The sequence below is a fragment of the Promicromonospora alba genome, from assembly GCF_042654905.1.
Taxonomy (GTDB): domain Bacteria; phylum Actinomycetota; class Actinomycetes; order Actinomycetales; family Cellulomonadaceae; genus Promicromonospora; species Promicromonospora alba.
The window spans coordinates 1-18,865 of sequence record NZ_JBHSFI010000010.1; the positions used below are offsets into that span (position 1 = coordinate 1).

Genomic DNA, 18,865 nt, shown 5'->3' on the forward strand with positions numbered 1-18,865 from the left:
CGCTTCCCTGTCCGGGGCAGTGCCTGTAACTTACCAGGCTCTTTCGGACTTTTCCAAATCCTCGCTGGCCTCTCAGCCGGGAGAATTCTTCGCCATCCGAATCATTTCTGACTTCCGTAACTTACCACATTCTTTCGGCCGATCAAATCCGCTTCCGTTTCTCAGAAACGAAGGAATTGCATCTGCCTGCCAAATATGGCATCACATCCTGTTCCGGGGAACACAAAGCTTCCCGGTCCTACGATGTGGGTTTCAGCCCTGGCGCGGCCACCCGTCCGTTTCCGGCCGGTGTCCGTCTGCCCGTCGGGCTGACCTGGAGAACATTACACACGATCCCCCGTGGACGCCACTTCGCTCGGAGTGGCCTGCGGCACACCGCGTTTCCGCAGGTCAGGGGCTGTTTTGAACAAGTCATGGGACCCCCTGGTGAGGCTCTTGTGACCGGGGACACGTCGGACGGCTTCCCGCACCCCGCCACGGCGCCGGACCGACCTGTCTTTGTCCTGCCCTGCACCGGCATTTTCCTGTTCGGGCCCCCTGATCGGCGCCACGCGCCTCGTACTACGTTCGGACAGTGACATCCGAGCCCGGGGCCGCGTCCCCCGCCCCCACCGTGCAGCCCACCGAGTCCGCCGAAGTACGGCGCACCACCACATCCGGCGTCGTACGCAGGGCTACCGCCGACGACGCGGCCGAGGTCGCGTGGCTTGCCGCCCTGACCTTTCCCCTTGCCTGCCCGCCCGAGGCCTCGCGCTCCGAGATGGCGACGCACATCGCGCAGAAGCTGACGCCCGCGCGCTTCCGTGAGTGGGCGACCAGCGACCGGCACGCGCTGTTCGTGTACGACGACGGCATGCGCCTGCTCGGCTACGCACTCCTCATCCTCGGTACCCCGGAGGGCGCGGCCGAAGCCGCGACCGTTCAGGAAGCGAGCGGACGGCCGGCTCCCTACGTCGAGCTGTCCAAGATCTACGTACAGCCCGACGTACAGGGCGGCGTCGTCTCCGGGGCACTCATGCGAGCAGCCTCCGAGGCAGCGGACGAGATCGGCCCCGGCCTGCCCTACTGGCTGGCCACGAATGCGCAGAACCTGCGCGCCCAGGCCTTCTACCGGAAGCACGGCTTCGAGGTGATCGGCAAGCGCACCTATCTGGTGGGCGGGCTGGAGCACGACGACGTGGTCCTCCTCCGGACGGCCCGCTAGAACACCGGTAGCCCGGCGGCGCCGACATCGCCGTCCGACAGCAAGAAGGGGTGTGGCCGACGCCGTCCGGCGTCGGCCACACCCCTTGCTCCCCTACCGGATCAGCAGCGCTCGGCGCGCAGGGACCGGATCTCGACGTACGACCGCTCGGCGTTGCCGAACGAGTCGACCGGGAAGCCGGGCGCGGCCACCGTGGCGGCGTTGTCCTGCTCCCAGATGCCGTGGCGGCGGCCGGAGCCCGCGAGCGCCGACAGGAACTCGGTGTACGGCAGGTCGCCGGCGCCGAACTCCACGATGTCGTAGCCCCCGGTGTTGGCCGGGTTCGCGTCGCCGTCCTTGAGGTGCAGGAGCGGGTAGCGGTGCGGGTTGCGCTTGACGTAGTCCACCGGCTCGAAGCCCGGGTAGCGGTGCTTGCCCACGAACGCCCAGTAGACGTCCATCTCGAGGAAGACCTTCCTCGGGTCGGTGTTGTCGTAGAAGACGTCGTAGAGCCGGACCGACGGGTCGTCCGTGGCGAAGCTGAACTCGCCGTCGTGGTTGTGCTGGTAGAACTTCAGGCCGCGGGCGGCCGCGGCTGCCCCGAAGCCGTTGAACTGCTCGGCTGCGGCGAGGTAGCCCGCGACCGTGCGGTTGTTCGTGGGCGCCTGCGCGGTGCCCACGTGCTCCATGCCGAGGATCTCGGCGATGTCGAGCTCGCGCTCCATGTTGTTCGCGAAGTCGGCGATGCCGCGGTGCGCGCCGACGGCGCGCAGGCCGTTGTCGTCCAGCAGCTGCCGGATCTCCTCGGGGGTGATCGCCCCGACCTGCCCCTGCGTGTACCCGGCGAACTCGACCTCGGCGTAGCCCATGTCGGCGAGCCGCTCGAACACGGTGCGGAAGCCGAGCGAGGAGACCTTGTCCCTGATCGAGTACAGCTGGATGCCGATGTGGCCGGCGGGCACGAGCACCCGGCCCCGGCCGGCGGTCGCCGCTCCGGTCGCCGCCGCGGGCGCGAGGGTAGAGGCGGCTGCGCTGCCCGCGAGCCCGGCCCCGGCCAGCGTGGCCGCACCCACGGCCACGGTGCCGCCGGCGAGCCTCAGGAAGTTCCTGCGGTTGACGTCAGTGCGTGATTCCATCACTGCTCTCCTTCGGTCTGAGCGGCCCCGGTCGGGCCGGTCGAGCTCTGTGCGGCCGCCGAGGGCGCGCCGACGCCCTCACCGATCATCGTGATCGCGTCGACGTCGAGGCCGCCGGTCGCGGTGATGTAGAGGGTCCCTGTGGTGCTGCGGTCCCGGAACTGCAGGTCGACGTCCTGCCAGGTCCGGGCGTTGACCCTGGCGCTGGCGAACGGCTTCGCCTTGGGCGAGCCCCAGCGCAGCTCGACCGTGCCCTTGCCGCGGATCTTCGCGACGGCGCTGTCGATGCCGGACAGGTTGACCCGCTCCAGGGCGACCGAGTCACGCTTTGCCAGGCCGTCGACGTACGCGCCGGCCGAGGCCGCCTCGTCCTGGACCACCTCGACGCCCTTGAGCGTCGCGTGCTCTGCCTCCTGCAGCTTCGGGTTCAGCCGCAGCGTGGCCTCGCCCTTCGCGGGCGGCAGACCGTTGGCCCCGTTGTCGGTGTAGGTGACGACCACCGCGCCGTACAGGTGCGAGCCGGCGCCGTGCTCCGGGGAGTTGGGGTCGGTCGGGAAGACACCCGTGCAGCCCGTGCCCGAGACCTCGGGGTGGGCGTGCTCGTCGTGGCCGAGCCCGTAGGACCACGCGACGCGGCTGCAGACCGTCTCGCTGCCGTCCTCGGCGTCCTGCGTGGTGACCTGGAACGGCACCGCGTCGCCCCAGTCGAAGAACCCGCCGTCGGCCGGGAACTCGACGGTGACCTCGGGGGCCTGGTTACCGACGCTGATCTCCCGCGAGGTCAGCGAGAACTTGGCACGCGCGTCGGTGACCCTCAGGCGGGCCGTGTACACGTCGAGCTCGGTGTAGGTGTGGGTGACCTGGGCGCCGCTGGCGTCGAACGTCCCGTCACCGTCGAAGTCCCACTCGTACGTCAGCGCGTCGCCGTCGGGGTCGGTCGAGGCGGACGCGTCGAACGAGACCTCGACGGGCGCGGACGACGACGATGCCGGCGTGGCCGTGAACCGCGCCTGGGGCGCCTTGTTGCCCTCCGCGTAGTCGATCCGGTACAGCCCGGAGTCGGGGTTCTGCCGGAAGAAGCCGTCGCCGTACTCCAGCACGTACAGGGAGCCGTCCGCGCCGAACTCGAGGTCGATCGGGTTGTCGTTGCGGAACATCCCCGCCGCCTCCAGCGCGGTGTTGGGGAAGAAGTCCTCGATCTCGCCGACCTCGAACGTCGACCAGTCCACGCTGAACGCCGCGAGGTAGTCCTGCGAGAACTCCCCGAAGAATGCCTTGCCGTCCCACACTGAAGGGAACTTGCCCGGCGCGGTCTCGTCCGCGTCGTAGTGGTAGACCGGGCCGCCCATGGGCCCCTGCCCCGTGCCGGAGCCGAAGTTCACGAGCTCGTCGCGTGGCTGCTGCCCCGGCTGGTCGCCGTAGTACAGGGTCGCGGCCCGGGCCGGCGGCAGCTCGGTGAGGCCGGTGTTCCAGCGGGAGTTGTTGACGGGTGCAGCACAGTCGAAGAACTCACGCGGCGTCGCGGTCTCGAAGTTCCACTCGTTGTAGGCCGCGTTCGGTCCGTGGCAGTACGGCCACCCGGAGTTGTGCGGGTCGTCGAGCCCGACGGCGTTCCACTCCACGTAGCCCATCGGCCCACGGTCGGGGTTCGCCGCGCCGGCGTCGGGGCCGTAGTCCGCCCAGGTGAGCGAGCTGGTCTCCGGGTCCACCTCGATACGGAACGGGTTACGCACACCCATCACGAAGATCTCGGGGCGGGTGCCCTCGGTGCCCGGGGCGAACAGGTTGCCCTCGGGGATGTCGTAGGTGCTGCCTGCCCCCGGCGGGGCGCCGGCCGGGATCTCGTCCTTCACGTCGATCCGCAGGATCTTGCCGCGCAGGTCGTTGGTGCTCCCCGCACCGCGACGGGCGTCGAAGCCCGGGTTCATGTTCGGGGCGTCGTTGTTCGGGGCGTACCCGTTGGCACCTGGCGTGCCGGCCGGGGTGTTGTCGCCCGTCGACAGGTAGAGGTTGCCCGCGCCGTCGAAGTCGATGTCCGCACCGACGTGGCAGCACTGGCCGCGCTGCACCTCGATGTCGAGGATCGGCTGCTCCGAGGCCGGGTCCAGCGCGTCACCGGTGAACGTGAACTTCGACAGGCGGTTGACGCCCACCCACTGGTCCCAGTAGCTCTCGTCCTCGCCCGCGGGCAGCGTGTTGGGCGCGTTGCCCGCCGGCGTGTCCGCCGCGCCGTCGCCGTCGGCGTCCCGCGGCGCGTACACGAGGTAGACCTCGTTGCTCTCCGCGAAGTCCGGCGCCAGGGCGATCCCCTGCAGTCCGTCCTCGGAGTTCGCGTACACGTCGAGAGTGTTGACCAGCTTGGTGACCCCGGTGGCCGGGTCCGTCAGGCGCACCTGGCCGTTGCGGGCCGTGTGCAGCACCCGCGAGTCAGGAAGGACCGCCATGTCGATCGGCTCACCGACGTCCTTGGTGAGCAGGATCTTCTCGTAGTTGCCCCAGTCGGTGTCGGCGGCTGCGGCTGCGGCTGCGTCGGCGTCGTGACCCTCATGGGCGGACGCCGGTGTGGCCAGGAGGGCCGTGCCGACCAGCGCGGTGGCGGCGAGCGCCGCGAACGTCTTCTTTTGGCGCGCTCGCGCGCGCGCCTGGATAGTCTTCATACGTGATGCAGCTCCTCATCGAGTTCGTCACGCCGGCCGGGCCTCGTCCGCATCCCATTCGTCCGGGGCCCGGTCCTCACGTCCTCACGCGGCTCCGCCGTCGTACCGCGGTGGCGGGGCCTGCCTGTTCGTTCCTGGTCGTACCTCCCTGTTCAGCGCGTCGTCGGTGTCAGCGCGTGGAGAAGGCCGCGTCGAACGCGGAGTCCGGCGCGTCGAACGCGTGGGACCGCACGAACTCGAGCGCCTCCGGGGCGCCGACGAGGCGGTCCATCCCGGCGTCCTCCCACTCCACGGAGATCGGGCCGTCGTAGCCGATCGTGTTGAGCATCCGGAACGCGTCCTCCCACGGGACGTCTCCGTGCCCGGTCGACACGAAGTCCCAGCCGCGGCGCGGGTCCGCCCACGGCAGGTGCGAGCCCATGCGGCCGTTGCGGCCGTTCGTCATGCGCTTCTTCGTGTCCTTGCAGTCCACGTGGTAGATCCGGTCCTTGAAGTCCCAGAGGAAGCTGACCGGGTCCAGGTCCTGCCACACCATGTGGCTCGGGTCCCAGTTCAGGCCGAACGCCTCGCGGTGGCCTATCGCCTCGAGGGTCCGCACGGTGGTCCAGTAGTCGTAGGCGATCTCGCTGGGGTGCACCTCGTGCGCGAACTTCACGCCTACCTCGTCGAACACGTCGAGGATCGGGTTCCAGCGGTCGGCGAAGTCCTGGTAGCCGGCCTCGATCGTGGCGTCGGAGACGGGCGGGAACATCGCCACGTACTTCCAGATGGCGGAGCCCGTGAACCCGACGACGGTCTTCACCCCGAGCTTGGCCGCCAGCCGCGCGGTGTTCTTCATCTCCTCGGCGGCACGCTGCCGCACGCCCTCGGGATCACCGTCGCCCCACACCCGGTCGGAGACGATGTCGCGGTGCCGCTGATCGATGGGGTCGTCGCAGACGGCCTGGCCCTTGAGGTGGTTCGAGATCGCCCATACCTTCAGGCCGTGCCGCTCCAGCAGCTCCAGGCGCCCGGCGACGTACTCGTCGTCGTCCCAGCGCCAGGGGTCGAGGTGGTCGCCCCAGCAGGCCAGCTCGAGGCCCTCGTAGCCCCACTTCGAGGCGAGGCTCGCGACCTCCTCGAGCGGCAGGTCGGCCCACTGGCCGGTGAACAGGGTGATCGGTCGTGCCATTTTTCTTTCCTCCTGTGCGTGACGGTCCGGCGTCGCCGGTCGTACCCATCGGTCTTCGGTCAGGTCGCCCGCCTGCGCAGGACGACGACGGTCGCTGCTCCCGCGACCGCGAGCGCCCCCAGCGCCCAACCGGTCCATGGCGGCAGACCGCCGGACGACCGCGACCCGTCGCCCGCAGACGCGCCGGCCGCGTCCGCCTCAGGGTTGATCCCTGCGGCTTCCGAACCGCCGGACTCGGGCGCTGCGGACTCGGACGGTGGGGCCGCCGGGGCTACGACGTCGACCTCCACCTCGACCTCTGCCTTCTTCGGCTCCTTCACCTGCGCTGTCACCGTCCAGTGCCCCTCGCCGAGCAGCTCGGGCTCGGAGCGGTACCAGCCCACCCCCTCGGACGCGGAGACGAGCGTGACGGGGCCGACCTTCTCGCCGTCGTCGGACACCGCCCGCACGACGACGACTGCCGACTCCTCGACCGGGTGCCCGTCGCCCGCCCACGCCAACGCCGCCGAGACGCCGCCGGCGCCGTCCGTGCCGAGCTCGATGTCGATCTTGCCGCCGTGCGCGGCGGCCGGAGCCATGGCGGCGGGCACAGCGAGCCCCAGCGCCAGCAGGAGCACCGCGCCGAGGCGGGTGAACCGTCTCATGTTCGTTCCTCTCCGATTCGCGGGGGCCCGGCGGTCAGCGGCTGTGCCGCTGACCGCGGGCCGTGGTGCGACGGGGCGTGCACCGGCGTCCGGCGCACGCCCCAGGTCTCTCAGCTGTCGCACCCCTCCTCGACGGTCACGATGACGTACGCCTTGCCGGACGGGCTGAGCACCCAGTCCCCGGCGGCCGTGAGCTCGGCGCCCTTGGCCGGCGTGGCGATCACCCGGTAGTCACCCGCGGCGAGGTCGCGCAGGTTGCGCGGCTTGCCGTCCGCCTCGCCGTCGACCCAGTTGTGCACGACGTAGCTGCGCACCCCGGGCAGGACGACCGGAACGATCGAGCCGCCGTCGTCGCACGTCGCCGCCGTCACCACGACGTCGGGCGTGTTCGGGTCGGGGCACTCCGGCTGCTCGAGCGTCACGAACAGGATGGCGTTCCCGTTGTCCCGGACCCGCCAGCCGTCCTCGCCGAGGAGGACGTACCCCTCGGCCGGCCGGGCCACGATCCGGTACCTCCCGGGAGCCACGTCGTCCAGGTCGTCGACGACGTCACCCGCGGCGCCGTCCACCCACTCCCGCACGACGTAGGACCGCACGCCCTCCACCTCGGCGGTGACCAGCGCACCGCCGGTGACGACCTCGGCACCCGACTGGTTGTAGTGGCAGGTCGGCTGCACGACGTCGACCGCCGGCGTCGCCTCGGTGAGCTGCGGTTCGAAGATGGTGAACTCGACGGTCTCGCCGACCACCGTCTCGCCGTCCGCCGAGGCCCGCACCTGGACGGTGTGGGCGCCGAACGTCGAGATCTCCACCGGCGCGGTGTACTCGGTCCAGCCGTCGCCGTCGACGTTGACCTCCCGGTACACCGTGGCGCCCTCCGGGCCGCCGGTGGTCTCCACCGTGACCGTCACCGGCCCGAGCCACTGCCCGTCCGGGCCGTCCGGCTCAGCCGGCGACAGCGTGCCGGTCACCTCGAGCGGCTCGGCCGCGCCGGCCACCCGGAAGTAGTCGAACGACGCCGTGGCGACCGACTGCTGAGGGCCACCGAGTGCGAACAGACCCACCCGAGCGTCCTGCAGTCCCTCGTGCGTCACCGGCTCGGCGAGGGCGGTCCATTCCTCGCCGTCCGCGCTGTACTCACCGGTGAAGGTGGACCCGGCCTTCGACAGCCGCAGGTGCCACACGCGGGACGTCAGGTTGTTCGCGCCCGGCTGCGGGTCCTGTATCACTGCGTCGACCTCGCTACGCAGCTCGATGCGCTGTGTGACGGCGCTGCCCGGAGCGTTGTCGGTCACGAGGTCGAGCTTGACGTAGTTGTCGTCGTCCCCGTACACGATCAGACCGCCCTGCTGGTACTGCTGGTCGAAGGCCGACCCGTCCACCAGGGTCTCGACGGTCCAGTCGTCGTCCGGCAGGTCCTGCACGACGATGTTCGGCGTGTCGGTGTTGTTGCCGGTGTAGATGTCCGTCGCCGTCGTGTCGATCTCCAGCGCGCCACCGGTCACCCGGTAGCCCGTCGGGTCCTCGCGCACGACGTCCCAGCGGCAGGCGTCGAGGCCGTCCCCGTCGAACTCGTCCGCGAGCCCGGGGGCCGCGGCCGTGTCGTCCGGGGTGATGTGGAACCAGTCGAACTGAGCGTCCACGACGCCCGCGGCCGAACCGGTACCCGCGAGCGCGAACAGCCCGATCTGCGGGTCCTCGATACCGGCGAGCGCCTTGGTCTGCGGCATGGCCGTGAACTCCACGCCGTCCGCCGAGTACGACGCCGTCAGGTCCTCGCCGTCGCTGCTGGCCAGGCGTACGTAGACGGTGTCCGGGTACGCCGCCCCGAGAGCCGCGGTGTTGGAGTCCGCGACCTCGTTCGGCGCGCCGGCCTCCTCGCGGATGTACTGGAAGATGCGCGTGGCCGGGTCGGCGGGTGCCGAACGACCCTGGAGCACCATCTTCGCGTAGTTGTCCGCGTCGCCGTAGATCACCAGACCGGCCTGCTGGTACTGGGCGTGCGCCGGGATGGTGACCTTGGCCGTCGCGGTGAACGGACCGTCCGGCAGGTCCTGCAGGACGACGTTCGGCACCGCCGTGTTGTTCGTCCCGTAGAAGTCCGTGGCGGTCGCCGGGATCGTGAGGAGACCGTCGGCGACCCGGAGGTCCTGGTTGCGTTCGAGCACGGTCCAGCGGTCCGGGTCGAGCTCCTCACCGAGGAAGTCGTCCGACCGGCCCGACAGGCACAGCTCCGGCTCCGGGACGATCCCGGTGACCTCGACCATGACGTACTCGACGGCGTACGCGCCGCGCTCGTCGGTGACGCGCACCTGGAGCCGGTAGCTACCCGGCTCGTCGTAGGTGTGCTCGAAGGCCGACGTGCCGTCGACGAACCCGTCACCGAGCCCGGCGTCCCAGGCATAGGTCAGGTCGCCCGTCCCGTCGGGGTCGGTGGCCTCTGCGCTGGCGGTCACGGTCAGCGGGGCGTCGCCCGCCACCGGGTCAACCGTCAGCTCGACCTCCGGCCGTTCGTTGTCGGCGACCCCACGGCCGTCGATCTCCATCCAGTTGACGTTGATCCCGCCGGAGAGCAGGACGAAGTGCAGCGAACCCGAGCCGGACGGCACGTTGGTCAGCTCGGTGCCGACGTCGACGTACTGCTGCCAGCCACTGGTGCTCGGCACCGTGATCCGGCCGATCTCGGGACCGTCCGGGGCGTCCCAGCGCACCGAGACCTCCCCTCCACCGGCACCCGAGGCGGCGCGCAGCGAGATCGCGTCGACACCGTCCAGGCTCAGCGGCTCGTGGGCCCAGTAGTCGCCGGGCTCGATGAACCCGATGTTCTGGCCGCCACCGGCGGTGTCGCCCGTCTGCTCGATCTGGACGCCCGGGTCGCCGGTGCCGTCACCGATGCCCTCGGCGCGGCCCGTGCCGGTGAAGAACTCCGACTGGAGCAGCTTGGGCTGCAGCACCTGCAGGTCGTTCCTGGTCAGAGGTTGGCCCGCTGCGCCGCCGTCGTCGGTGTAGAACGCCTCGATCACCCAGAAGATGTTCGCGTCGATGCCGTGGCCCTCGTCGCGGGCGGTGTCGAAGACGCCCGAGCAGCCGGTCAGCTCACCGAACGGGTGGGAGTGCCCCGCGTGCCCGAGCCGGGTGAACAGCGTGACGTTGTCGCAGTTCACCTCGCCGTCGGGATCGTCGATCGCGACCTCGTAGCGCACCTGGTCGCCCCACTCGAAGAAGCCTCCGTCGTCCGGGAACGTGATCGTCACCTCGGGGGCGATGTTGCCCACGACGATCGTCACGTTCGCCACGCCGGTCAGTCCGTCCGCGTCGGTGGCGACGAGCTGGGCCGTGTAGCGGCCGTTCTCGGTGTACGTGTGGGTCGGGTTCGCCTCGGTGCTCGGCGCCGAGCCGTCGCCGAAGGTCCACTGCAGCGTGAGCGGTTCCCCGGCTGGATGGCGGGTGCCCTCCGAGGAGAACTCCACGGTCAGCGGCGCCAGGCCGTCGGTGACGTCGGCGGACGCCCGGGCGATGGGTGCCGGGTCGCCCTCGACGTAGTTGACCTTGTACACGCCCGAGCTGTCGTTGTTGCCGCCGAAGCCGGAGCCCCAGTCGACGACGTACAGCGCGCCGTCGGGCCCGAAGTCGAAGTCCATCGGCCGGTCGAACCCGGCCTCCGGGTCGAAGATCTGCGGCAGCACCCGGTTGATGTCCACGAGGTCGTCGCGCTGCTCGCCGGCGAGCTGGAACGAGTACATCCGCCCCTGGTTCCACTCCCCGAACAGCGCCTTGCCGTCCCAGTAGGCCGGCCACTTGACGTCGGACTCCAGCTCGGGGTCGTAGGAGTAGACCGGGCCGCCCATCGGGGCGCCACCGCCGCCGATCTCGGGGAACAGCGGGTTGGTGCCGTACCCGTACCAGACCTCCGCCTCGACGGCGGCGGGCAGCTGCGTGATGCCGGTGTTGTTCGGCGAGTCGTTCACCGGACCGCCGGCGCAGTCGAACGCCGCCCCGGACTGTCCCGTGGCGAAGTCGTAGTCGCGGTACGCGTTGTTCGCCCCCGTGCAGTACGGCCAGCCGTAGAACCCGGGCTCGCTCACGACGTTCCACTCGACAGTGCCGGCAGGCCCGCGCGTCGCGCTGGCCGCTCCGGCGTCCGGGCCGTAGTCGGCCACGAGCACGTTCCCGTTCGCGGGGTCGACGCCGATCCGGAACGGGTTGCGGAAGCCCATCGCATAGATCTCGGGGAGGGTGTCCGCCGTACCCGGCGCGAACATGTTCCCCTCGGGGATCGTGTACGAGCCGTCGTCCTGCGGCGTGATCCGCAGCACCTTGCCGCGCAGGTCGTTGCTGTTGGCCGACGTGCGCTGCGAGTCGTAGTTCGCCCGCCCGGCCCGCTCGTCCAGCGGCGCGTAGCCCTGGGAGTCGAACGGGTTCGTGTTGTCGCCGGTGGCCACGTAGAGGTTGCCGTCAGGATCGAAGACCATGTCACCGCCCGCGTGGCAGCACGTCTGGCGCTGCGTCGGGATGATCAGCACGGTCTCCTCGGTGGCCGGGTCGATCGTGCCGGCGCCCGCGTCGTACTCGAAGCGCGAGACCCGGTTGTGCGGGCCGTCGTCGCCCACGTCCTGCGGGGACCAGAACAGGTACACCCAGCTGTTGGTCGCGAAGTCCGGGTCGAGCACGATGCCCGTCAGCCCGTCCTCGTTGGACTGGGTGACCTCCAGCGTCACCGCGGTGCTCGTGGTGTTCGACTCCGGGTCGATCGTCTGGACGCGGCCGTCGCGCTCGACGTAGAAGACGGTGCCGTCGGGGGCGACGTCCAGCATCATCGGGTTCGCGGTGTCCTCGTCGAGCGGCACCATCTCGTAGCTGTCGCTCTGGGTCGCGGCGCAGTCCGAGCCGACGACGCCTGCCGCGGTCTGCAGACCGCCCAGCAGGTGCTCGACGAACTCCGGCTCGGTGTACGAGGCGTCGGTGTGGCCGCCGCCGGTGTACCAGGACCGGCCCCCGTCGTACTCCTGGCACCAGGCGATCGGGTGCTCCGCCCCCATCGCGCCCGTACCGGCGGAGTAGCTGGACTCGTCGAGGGAGGCCAGGACGTGCACCTCGTCGCGCGGGTTCGTGCGGAAGTTGTACCACTCGTCGTGGCGGTCCCAGCGGTCCGGCAGGTGCGCCGTCGAGGCGTGGTCCTGGTCCTCGACCTTGATCGTGGCGTCCTGGTTCTGCGGGTGGGAGTTGAAGTAGGCACCCACCAGCTCGCCGTACCAGGGCCACGCGTACTCGGTGTCGGACGCCGCGTGGATACCCGCGTAGCCGCCACCACCCTGGATGTATCGCTCGAACGCGGCCTGCTGCTCGTCGCTGAGCACGTCACCCGTCGTCGAGAGGAAGACGACCACCTCGTAGTCGGCGAGGCCCTCGTCGGTGAAGACGCCTCCGTCCTCGGTAGCGGTGACGGTGAAGTCGTTGGCCGCGCCGAGCTGCGTGATCGCCTCGATACCGGCGGGGATCGACCCGTGCCGGAAGCCCGCCGTCTTGGAGAAGACGAGGGCGTCGAAGGGCTCGGCCGCGGCCTCGCCGGGCGCTGCGGCAAGCTGGGCCTGCGCGGGCTGCGCCGGCGCCGGCTGTGCGGTGGCCGTCACTGCCAATGGAACAGCAAGAGCGGTCGTGGCTGCTGCCACGACCACCGACCGCAGAACGCGGCGGGTTCGTTGCACGTTTCTCACCTGGAGCTCCTCATCGAGTCGGGTCAGACGGTGCGGTGCAAGTGCTAGTGCGGTACTGCTGTCGTGCTACTGCGGTACTGCTGCGTTGCTGCTGCTGTGGTGCGGGCGCCGGCCCGGGGCGGTGCGGTGCACCACCCCGGGCCGGGAGCTCAGACCAGCGACACCCATCCCCCGCCGCCGTCCGCGCTGCGCTCGACGGCGTCCAGCACCCGCTGGACCACCAGGCCGTCGCGGAACGACGGCGTTGGCTGCCGTCCCGCCGCCAGGTCGCCGACGAGGTCGACCACCTGGTGCGTGAACGCGTGCTCGTAACCGAGCCCGTGCCCCGGCGGCCACCACGCGCCGCCGTACGGGTGCTCCGGCTCCGTGACGACGATCCGGCGGAAGCCGGCGGTCGCCGCGTCGTCGGCCGCGTCGAAGAAGTGCAGGAGGTTCATGTCCTCGAAGTCGAACGCGAGCGAACCCTTCGAGCCGTTGATCTCCAGCCGGATCGCGTTCTTGCGGCCCCAGGCGAACCTGGTCGCCTCGAAGGTCGCCAGCCCGCCGCCGGACATCCGCCCGAGGAAGATCGCGGCGTCGTCCACCGTGACCTTGCCCATGCGGCTCGTGTCCGCCACGCCCGACAGGCTCCCCGACGCCGCTGCCTCCGGACGCTCGTGCACGAACGTCTCGAGCAGGCCGCTCACCCCTGTGAGCAGCTCGCCCGTGACGTACTGCGCGAGGTCCACCACGTGGGCGCCGATGTCGCCCAGTGCGCCGGAGCCCGCCTTCTGCTTGTCGAGCCGCCACGACATCGGCGCCTGCGGGTCGGCGATCCAGTCCTGCAGGTACTGCGCGCGCACGTGCCGCACCTGACCGATCCGCCCCTGCTCGACCAGCTGCCTGGCCAGTGCGATGGCGGGTACGCGGCGGTAGGTGAAGCCCACCATCGCGTGCACGCCACGCTCCGCGGCGGCCTCGGCCGCCGCGACCATCGTCTCCGCCTCGGCCACGCTGTTGGCCAGCGGCTTCTCGCACAGGACGTGCTTGCCCGCCTCCAGCGCCGCCACCGCGATCTCGGCGTGCGTGTCACCTGGCGTGCAGACGTCGATCAGACCGATGTCGTCCCGCTTCAGCAGCTCGCGCCATCCGACGACCGCCTCGTCCCAGCCCAGCTTGCCGGCCGCCGCACGGACCGCGGCCTCGTCCCGCCCCGCCACCGCGCGCATGCGCGGTGCCAGGGCCAGGTCGAAGAACCGCGGCGCCGTGCGCCAGGCCTGCGAGTGTGCCGCCCCCATGAACGCGTAGCCGACCATGCCGACCCCGAGCTCGTTCTCAACGGTGCTCATACCGCGCCTCCCCCCACTGTCGTCTCACTGCCGTGTCGCATGCCCCGGCGGCGTCGTCCCGATACGTCACCGCGTCAGGAGTCGAAGCCGATGGGCAGGTACTCCTCGACGTTGTCCGCCGTGACGACGGGCGCGAAGAGCTGGACCGTGCGCGGCACGCCGATCGACGCGAGGTCGCCCACCGTCTTGTTCTGCGCGATCAGGCGGGCGAGCTTGACGCCGTCGGCAGCCTGGGTGGACGGGTAGATGACCGTGGCCTGGACGACGCTGTCGCCGGACTGGATCTCTTCCATCATGTTGCGCGACCCTGCGCCGCCCACCAGGAAGAACTCGTCACGGCCGGCGTTGTCGATGGCCGCCATGACGCCGACACCCTGGTCGTCGTCGTGGTTCCAGATGGCGTCGATCTCGGGCTCGGCGGACAGCAGGTTGGCGGTGGCCTCCTCGCCGCCCTCGACCGTGAAGTCGGCGGCGACGCGGGCGTCGACGTCGAGACCGCAGTCCTCGAGCGCGTCCTTGAAGCCGTTGCTCCGGTCCGTCGTCAGCGGCAGGGCGTCGATGCCCGCGATCTCGGCGACCACGGCGTCCGGGTTGTCGCCCAGCTGCTCGCAGATGTAGGTGCCGGCGCTCACGCCCATGCCGTAGTTGTCGCCCAGCACGGTGGTGCGCGCGGCGAACGGGCTGCTGAACTCGCGGTCCACGTTGATGACGGGGATGCCTGCCTCCATGGCGTCGAGCGCCACGTCGGTGAGTGCGGCCCCGTCGAAGGGCAGGAGCACGATGGCGTCGACGCCGTCGTTGATGAAGCCCTCGATCTGGCTGATCTGCACGTTCACGTCGTTGGTGCCCTCGGCGACGCGCAGCTCCACGTCCTCGTACTTCTCGGCCTCGGCCTGGGCCGCCGAGGTGATGGCACCCATCCAGCCGTGGTCGGCGGCCGGGGCGGAGAAGCCGATGACGACCTCGTCGCCCGGCGCGTCGTTCTCGGTGGTCGTGACGGGGCCGGCAGCGCCCGTCTCCTCGTCACGCGGCTCGTTGCTGACGCAGCCGCTGACGACGAGCGCGGCACAGGCCGCTGCGATGAAGGCGCCGGAAACCCTGCGCGTGCGTACTGCTGTGGACGAGGTCATGGTGATCTCCCTTGATCTGGGCTGGAGCTTGTCTGGGTTGACTGGGACGAATGCTGGTAAGGGCGCGCCGTCGGATGGCGCCGGGCTCACGTGCTCGTCGCCTTCTCACGCGAGGCGAACCACTGCTGCAGCAGCACGGCGCCCACGATGATCGCGCCCTTGGCGATCGCCTGGACCGAGCTGTCGAGGTTGTTGATGACGAACACGTTGGTGAGCGTCGAGAAGATCAGGACGCCCAGCACCGTGCCGGTGATGGTGCCGCGCCCGCCGGCGAGCAGGGTGCCGCCCACGACGACCGCCGCGATGGTGTCCAGCTCGAGGAGCGTCCCGTGCGTCGAGGAGCCGGAGGTGGTCCTGGCCAGCAGGATCACGGCGCCGATGCCCGCCGTCAGGCCGGAGAGCCCGTACAGGTACAGGGTGTGCCGCTTGATCTTGATGCCCGCCAGGCGGGAGGCCTCGGGATTGCCGCCGATGGCGACGGTGCGCCGCCCGAACGTCGTGCGGTTCAGCAGGAACCAGCCGGCGGCCGCGACCACCACGAAGATCCACACGATCACGGGCACACCCAGCGGCCGGGCCTGGAACACGTCGAAGAACGGCTCCAGGTCGTCGAGGATCTGCGTACGCCGTCCGGCGATGAGCTCGGCGAGGCCGCGAGCGGCGGCCAGCATCGCGAGGGTGGCCATGAACGCCGGCACCTTGCCGTACGCGATGATCACGCCGTTGATGAGGCCCGCCACGAGCCCGACGGCCAGCGCGGTCAGCACGATGACCCACCAGCCGTAGTCCTGTGCCATGTACTGCGTGGACAGGGTCGAGGCCCAGACCGAGGCCAGGGCGAGCACCGCGCCGACCGACAGGTCGATGCCACCGGACGTGATGACGAACGTCATGCCGATGCTCACCACGCCGGTCACCGCCGCGAGGCTCAGGATCGTCGTGACGTTGCCGAAGCTCACGAACCGCTCGCCACCGGTCACCACGCCGACGACGACGAGCAGGATGAGGGCGGCCACGAGGCCACCCATCCGCAGGGCTGGGCCCATGAGGGCCGATCGTCCGCTCACGCGGCACTTCCTTCCATGACCAGGTCGAGCACGGCGTGCTCGTCGATGTCTTCGGCCGGGCCCTCATGGACCGTCCTGCCGTCGGAGATGACCAGTACGCGGTCCGCGAGGCCGAGCACCTCGGGGATCTCGCTGGAGACGACGACCACGGCGGCGCCGTCGTCGGCCAGGCGGCGGATCAACGTGTAGATCTCGGCGCGCGCCCCGACGTCGACGCCGCGAGTGGGCTCGTCGAGCAGCAGGACACGGCAGCCGTGCACCAGCCAGCGCGCCAGCAGCGCCTTCTGCTGGTTGCCGCCGGACAGGGTGCGGGCGTCGCGGTCCGCGGAGGCGGGCCGCAGGTCGAGGGCCGCGATCTGCTCACGCGCCGCGGCGCGCTCGGCCCCCTCGTCGAGGAGTCCTCCACGCGCGAAGCGCGCGAAGGTGGACAGCGTGATGTTCCGGTACACGGGCTCGTCCAGGAGCAGGCCCTGGCTCTTGCGCTCCTCGGGGCACAGCCCGATCCCCGCGGCGACCGCCGCGTGCACCCCGGACCCCAGGCGCTTGCCACCCAGGCGAACGGTGCCCGACGTCGAGCGCCGGGCCCCGTAGACGGTCTCCAGGATCTCCGAGCGGCCCGAGCCCACCAGGCCCGCCAGCCCGACGATCTCGCCGGCCCGGACCGTGAGCGAGACGTCCTTGAAGACGTCGCCCAGTCCGAGGCCCTCGACCTCCAGCACGGGCGCGGCGTCCTCCGGGACACCGGGGCGCTCGGGAAACGCGTACTCGACCGAGCGGCCCGTCATGAGACGGATCAGCTCGTCCGTCGGGGTGTCCGCGACCAGCAGGCTCGTCGCCACGGTCCGGCCGTCCTTGATCACGGTGATCCGGTCGCCGAGCTGACGGATCTCCTCCAGCCGGTGCGAGATGTAGACGACGGCGACGCCGTCGGCGGTGAGCTCACGCACGATGCGGTGGAGGTTCTCGACCTCCTCGGAGTCCAGCACGGCGGACGGCTCGTCCATGATCACCACGCGCGCGTCCCGGGACAGCGCCCGGGCCAGCGAGACGATCTGCTTGCCCGCCGCGGGCAGGCTGCCCACCTCGCGGTGCGGCGAGATCTCGGGGTGACCGAGCCGCTTCAGGATCTCCCGGGTGTTCCGGGCCGCGTCGGAGCGTCGGGTGACGCCGCCCCGCGCGAGCTCGTGCCCGAGGTAGATGTTCTCGGCGACGGTGAGCCCGTCGACGACGTCCAGCTCCTGGTAGATGGTCGCGATGCCGAGGTTGAGCGCCGCGACGGGATCCGAGATCGTCACCGGTTCCTCGTCGAGCAGGATCTCGCCCTCGGTGGGCTGGTGCGCCCCGGCCAGGACCTTGATCAGGGTGGACTTGCCAGCCCCGTTCTGACCCAGCAGGCAGTGCACCTCGCCGGGGCGGACCTCGAGGTCCACGCCGTCGAGCGCCCGCGCGCCGGGAAATTGCTTCACGATGCCACGCATACGCAGCAAAGGGAGGGGCTGCTCTTCCCGTTGCTCTGCCCGCTGGGGGTCCACGTCGACCATGTATCGAACGTAGAGGGACTTTTGCCGACCGTCAAGCAAAAGTCGTGACTTCGCCCGCCATGATTGACTAGAGGCATGGTGGAAGTGGCACGGGAAGTGATTCAGCAGGCGCCCAAGGTCTCTGGAGCGGGGGACATGTTCCAGCTCTTGCGCGACGGGCGGCCGCGCACGCGAGCCGATCTTGCGGCGGTGACGGGCCAGGCCCGTTCGACAGTCGCGGCACGCATCGACCTGCTCATGACGGCGGGGCTCATCGCACCCGCGGGTGAGGCGTCCTCTACCGGTGGCCGCCCGCCGGCGACCTTCGCGTTCGCGCCGTCCGCCCGGGTAGTGCTCGGGGTGGACCTCGGCGCGACGCACGCGCGGCTCGCCGTGACGGACCTCGCCTCCACGGTGCTCGCGCACCGCGACCTGCCCCTGCTGATCACCGACGGTCCCGAGCTGGTGCTCGACCAGGTCGCGCGGACGGGCGCCGAGCTGCTGCACGAGGCCGGCCGCTCCCCCAGCGAGCTCGCCGGGGTCGGCGTCGGCCTGCCCGGGCCTGTCGAGCACGCCACCGGCAAGCCGAACAACCCGCCGATCATGCCCGGCTGGGACAACGCCGACGTCCCCGGCATCCTCGGCGCGCGGTTCCACGCGCCGGTGCTCGTGGACAACGACGTCAACATCATGGCGCTCGGCGAGCATCGCGCCGCCTGGCCCGACGTCGCGGACCTCCTCTTCGTGAAGGTCGCCACGGGTATCGGCGCGGGCATCATCGCCGACGGCGCCCTGAGGCGCGGCGCCCAGGGTTCGGCCGGCGACATCGGGCACGTCGCGGTGCCGGGCGTGACCGACGTCGTCTGCCGCTGCGGCAACATCGGCTGCCTCGAGGCGATCGCGAGCGGGCTCGCCGTCGCGAACGCACTGGAGGGTGCGACGACACCCGCCGACGTCGTCGCCATGGTGCGGGCCGGCGACGTCGCCGCGAGCCAGGCCGTGCGCCAGGCCGGACGCGACATCGGCGCCGTGCTCGCCACGAGCGTCAGCCTGCTCAACCCGTCGATGATCGTCATCGGCGGCATCCTGGCCGACGCCGGCGAGCACATAGTGGCCGGTATCCGCGAGGTCGTCTACCAGCGGTCCCTGCCCCTGGCGACGCAGCACCTGCGCATCGTCACCGCTCGGACCGGGCCGCAGGCCGGCGTCCTGGGCGCGAGCGCCATGGCGGTGGACCAGGCGCTCTCCTCGGAAGCGGTGGACCGCCTGGTCGCCTAGGACCAGACAGCTCCGCGAAGTAGAGCGCCTGTCCGGG

Annotated in this window: 11 protein-coding genes; 2 read left to right on the forward strand and 9 right to left on the reverse strand. The window is 70.7% G+C overall.

The window, feature by feature from the left end:
- Nucleotides 1-574: 574 nt before the first annotated feature.
- Nucleotides 575-1,204, forward strand: a complete 630-nt coding sequence (locus ACFO6V_RS26935) for a GNAT family N-acetyltransferase (protein ID WP_377141929.1) — start codon at nucleotides 575-577, stop codon at nucleotides 1,202-1,204.
- A gap of 101 nt (nucleotides 1,205-1,305) precedes the next feature.
- Here the strand turns inward: ACFO6V_RS26935 and ACFO6V_RS26940 are convergent, their stop codons facing one another.
- From ACFO6V_RS26940 to ACFO6V_RS26980, 9 genes are all read right to left on the reverse strand, one after another.
- Nucleotides 1,306-2,319, reverse strand: coding sequence for a sugar phosphate isomerase/epimerase family protein (locus ACFO6V_RS26940; RefSeq protein ID WP_377141932.1), 1,014 nt, complete (start codon nucleotides 2,317-2,319; stop codon nucleotides 1,306-1,308).
- A complete protein-coding gene (locus ACFO6V_RS26945) occupies nucleotides 2,319-4,976 on the reverse strand; it encodes a PQQ-dependent sugar dehydrogenase (RefSeq protein ID WP_377141935.1) in 2,658 nt (885 codons plus the stop codon). The genes ACFO6V_RS26940 and ACFO6V_RS26945 overlap by 1 nt, the downstream gene beginning before the upstream one ends.
- 169 nt (nucleotides 4,977-5,145) lie before the next feature.
- Nucleotides 5,146-6,147 carry a sugar phosphate isomerase/epimerase family protein gene (locus ACFO6V_RS26950; protein WP_357511133.1) on the reverse strand — a complete coding sequence of 334 codons (1,002 nt, stop codon included), beginning with the start codon at nucleotides 6,145-6,147 and terminating at the stop codon, nucleotides 5,146-5,148.
- A gap of 59 nt (nucleotides 6,148-6,206) precedes the next feature.
- On the reverse strand, nucleotides 6,207-6,791 hold the full coding sequence (locus ACFO6V_RS26955) for a hypothetical protein (RefSeq protein WP_377141938.1): 585 nt from the start codon (nucleotides 6,789-6,791) through the stop codon (nucleotides 6,207-6,209).
- Nucleotides 6,792-6,901: 110 nt separating this feature from the next.
- On the reverse strand, nucleotides 6,902-12,421 hold the full coding sequence (locus ACFO6V_RS26960; RefSeq protein WP_377141939.1) for a ThuA domain-containing protein: 5,520 nt from the start codon (nucleotides 12,419-12,421) through the stop codon (nucleotides 6,902-6,904).
- 233 nt (nucleotides 12,422-12,654) lie between these two features.
- Nucleotides 12,655-13,833, reverse strand: coding sequence for a Gfo/Idh/MocA family protein (locus ACFO6V_RS26965; protein ID WP_377141942.1), 1,179 nt, complete (start codon nucleotides 13,831-13,833; stop codon nucleotides 12,655-12,657).
- 74 nt (nucleotides 13,834-13,907) lie between these two features.
- Entirely contained in the window at nucleotides 13,908-14,963 is a 1,056-nt protein-coding gene (locus ACFO6V_RS26970; RefSeq protein ID WP_377141945.1) for a substrate-binding domain-containing protein, read from the reverse strand.
- An 86-nt stretch (nucleotides 14,964-15,049) separates the two neighbouring features.
- Nucleotides 15,050-16,009, reverse strand: coding sequence for an ABC transporter permease (locus tag ACFO6V_RS26975; RefSeq protein WP_377142337.1), 960 nt, complete (start codon nucleotides 16,007-16,009; stop codon nucleotides 15,050-15,052).
- 17 nt (nucleotides 16,010-16,026) lie between these two features.
- Nucleotides 16,027-17,499, reverse strand: coding sequence for a sugar ABC transporter ATP-binding protein (locus ACFO6V_RS26980; protein ID WP_377142339.1), 1,473 nt, complete (start codon nucleotides 17,497-17,499; stop codon nucleotides 16,027-16,029).
- Between the two features lie 207 nt (nucleotides 17,500-17,706).
- On the opposite strand from ACFO6V_RS26980, the gene ACFO6V_RS26985 reads away from it, so the two are divergent.
- Complete coding sequence (locus tag ACFO6V_RS26985) at nucleotides 17,707-18,828, forward strand: ROK family transcriptional regulator (protein WP_377141948.1); 1,122 nt, start codon at nucleotides 17,707-17,709, stop codon at nucleotides 18,826-18,828.
- Nucleotides 18,829-18,865: the final 37 nt, after the last annotated feature.